Below are 3,069 nucleotides of genomic sequence, written 5' to 3'. Positions count from 1 at the left end.
CCTCGGCGGCCAGCGCGGCCGCGGCGTCACCGAGGACGTCGTCGGCGCCGGCGACGATCCCGTCGAGCACCTCCGCCTCGGTGCCCGGCGCCGCCGCCAGCAGCGTGCCGGAGAGCCGCTCGAGCCCGCGGCTCGCGAGCGGGGCGACCGACAGGACGCGCGTGCGCTTCTTGACGACCTGCTCGCGCACCCGGAGGAACGCGACGCCGGCCTCCTCCTCGAGCTCGAGGCCGACGAGCAGCACGGCCGGCGCGGCGACGAGGTCGCCGAACGTGACCTCGAGCGTGCGACCCGCGACGTGGTGGCCGAGGAAGGCCTCCTCCTCCGCGGAGTGCGGGCGCGCGCGGCCGTCGACGTCGTTCGTGCCGAGCGCGACGCGCGCGAACTTCGACCACGCGTAGGCGTCCTCGAGCGTGAGGCGCCCGCCCGGGAGGGCGGCGAGACCGACCGCCGTCTCGCGCGGGTCGGACGGCGTCTGCGCCGCGCGCAGGCCCGCGGCCGCGACGTCGAGCGCCTCGATCCACGACGCGGGCTCGAGCTCACCGGCCGCGTTGCGGACGAGCGGGGTCGTGATGCGGTCCGGCGCGGACTGCCACGTGAACGCGAAGCGGTCCTTGTCGGTGATCCACTCCTGGTTGACGACCGGGTCGTCGCCCGCGAGGCGCCGCAGCACGACGCCGCGGCGGTGGTCCACGCGGATCGCCGAGCCCTGGGAGTCGTGCTCCGCGACGCCCGGCGTCGAGACGAGGTCGAACGGGCGCGACCGGAACCGGTACGCCGCGCTCGTCAGGGCGCCCACCGGGCAGATCTGCACGGTGTTGCCCGAGAAGTACGACGCGAACGGACGGCCCGACGTGTCCTGCGTCGAGGCGCCCACCGGGGTGTCGCCCGCGAACCCGAGGACGTCGGTGTCGAACGTGCCGATCTGCTGCTGCGCGCCGCGCTTCTGCAGGTCGATCCACACGTCGCCCGCGATCTCCTCCGAGAACCGCGTGCAGCGCTGGCACAGGACGCAGCGCTCACGGTCGAGCAGGATCTGCGTCGAGATCGCGATCGGCTTGGGGAACGTGCGCTTGACGTCGACGAAGCGCGTCGTCGCGCGGCCGTTCGACATCGCCTGGTTCTGCAGCGGGCACTCGCCGCCCTTGTCGCACACCGGGCAGTCGAGCGGGTGGTTGACGAGCAGCAGCTCCATGACGCCGTGCTGCGCCTTGTCGGCCTCGGCCGACGTGTGCTGCGTCTTGACCTGCATGCCGGGTGTGGCCTCGAGCGTGCACGACGCCTGCGGCTTCGGCATCTTCGCGAGGTTGCCGTCGCGGCCCGGTGCCCAGACCTCGACGAGGCACTGACGGCACGCGCCCGCCGGCGCGAGCAGCGGGTGGTCGCAGAACCGCGGGATCTGGATGCCGACCTGCTCGGCGGCGCGGATGACGAGCGTGCCCTTCGGGACGGTCGTCTCGAGCCCGTCGATCTCGAACGTCACCGTGTCCGTCGGCTCGGGCGCGGCGGGCGCCGGTGCGGCCGGGACGAGCGGGGTCGCCGTCGTCGGGCCGGAGGACGTGATGGTCATGCGTGCACCCCCGCGAGGGCCGCCCGGCCGCGCCGGGGGGCGTAGGTGAACAGCGAGCTGTGCTCGGGCGGGAAGAGGACGTCGGCGGGCGTGTGCGTGCCGGCCTCGAACTCCTCCCGGAAGTACTGCACGGCCGACGTGATGGGGCTCGTCGCGCCGTCGCCGAGCGCGCAGAACGCGCGGCCGAGGATGTTGTCGCACAGGTCGAGCAGCAGGTCGACGTCCGCGTGCGTGCCCTGGCCGCCCTCGATGCGCTTGAGCACCTGGACCAGCCAGTACGTGCCCTCGCGGCACGGGGTGCACTTGCCGCACGACTCGTGCTTGTAGAACTCGGTCCAGCGCGTCACCGCGCGGACGACCGACGTCGTCTCGTCGAAGATCTGCAGCGCGCGCGTGCCGAGCATCGACCCCGCGGCGCCGACCGACTCGTAGTCGAGGGGCACGTCGAGGTGCTCGGCCGTGAAGATCGGCGTCGACGACCCGCCGGGCGTCCAGAACTTCAGCTGGTGGCCCTCGCGGATGCCGCCCGCCATGTCGAGCAGCTCGCGCAGCGTGATGCCGAGCGGCGCCTCGTACTGCCCTGGCCGCGTGACGTGGCCCGACAGGCTGAACAGGCCGTGGCCCGTCGACCGCTCGGTGCCCATGCCCTTGAACCAGTCCGCGCCGCCGCGCACGATGCCCGGCACCGACGCGATCGACTCGACGTTGTTCACGACCGTCGGGCGTGCGTACAGGCCCGCGACCGCGGGGAACGGCGGCTTGAGGCGCGGCTGGCCGCGCAGGCCCTCGAGCGAGTCGAGCAGCGCGGTCTCCTCGCCGCAGATGTACGCGCCCGCACCGGAGTGCAGCGTGATCTCCAGGTCGAACCCCGAGCCGAGGATGTTCGTGCCGAGGTAGCCCGCGGCGCGGGCCTCCTCGATCGCGCGGAGCAGCCGCCGGTAGACGTGCAGGACCTCGCCGCGCACGTAGAGGAACGCGTGGTGGCAGCCGATCGCGTAGCTCGTGATGATCATGCCCTCGATGAGGTGCTGCGGGCTGGCCATCATGAGCGGGATGTCCTTGCAGGTCCCGGGCTCGGACTCGTCCGCGTTGACCACGAGGTAGCGCGGTCCGCCGTCGGGTGCGGGCAGGAAGCCCCACTTCATGCCGGTCGGGAAGCCCGCACCGCCACGGCCGCGCAGACCGGAGTCCTTGACCATCGTCACGACGTCCGCCGCCTGCATGCCGAGCGCGCGGCGCAGGCCGCGGTAGCCGCCCGCGTCCTCGTAGGCGGCCAGGGTCCAGGACCGGTCCGCGTCCCAGGTGTCCGTCAGGACCGGGGCCAGGGTCGTCGCCATCACGACTCCTTCGCGTCGTCGGAGGACTGCTTGCGCTGCTCCTGCTCGGGCGAGACGTCACGCTCGCCCACCGCGGGACGCTCGGCGCTCGACTGCTCGGCGCCCGGCGCGGGCGTACCGGCCGGCGTGGGCTCGGCCGCGGACGCGGGTCGCTCGCCCGCG

Annotated in this window: 2 protein-coding genes; both read right to left on the bottom strand. The window is 73.5% G+C overall.

All coding sequences use genetic code 11. The features are described from left to right. The coding region (locus tag HGA02_RS14710; RefSeq protein ID WP_168679750.1) for an NADH-quinone oxidoreductase subunit G at positions 1-1,570 on the bottom strand (1,570 nt) is incomplete at its 3' end. Continuing rightward, on the bottom strand, positions 1,567-2,907 hold the full coding sequence (gene nuoF, locus HGA02_RS14705) for an NADH-quinone oxidoreductase subunit NuoF (protein ID WP_168679748.1): 1,341 nt from the start codon (positions 2,905-2,907) through the stop codon (positions 1,567-1,569). The genes HGA02_RS14710 and nuoF, both read right to left, overlap by 4 nt. Positions 2,908-3,069 lie beyond the last annotated feature (162 nt).

The organism is Cellulomonas septica, from assembly GCF_012396155.1.
Lineage (GTDB): Bacteria > Actinomycetota > Actinomycetes > Actinomycetales > Cellulomonadaceae > Cellulomonas > Cellulomonas septica.
Note: the sequence above shows the minus strand (reverse complement) of the source record. Positions and strands in the feature narration are given on the sequence as shown.

Bases quoted from the DNA above. Each gene is read 5' to 3' on its own strand.
- nuoF (WP_168679748.1), bottom strand. From the start codon at position 2,907: ATGGCGACGACCCTGGCCCCGGTCCTGACGGACACCTGGGACGCGGAC.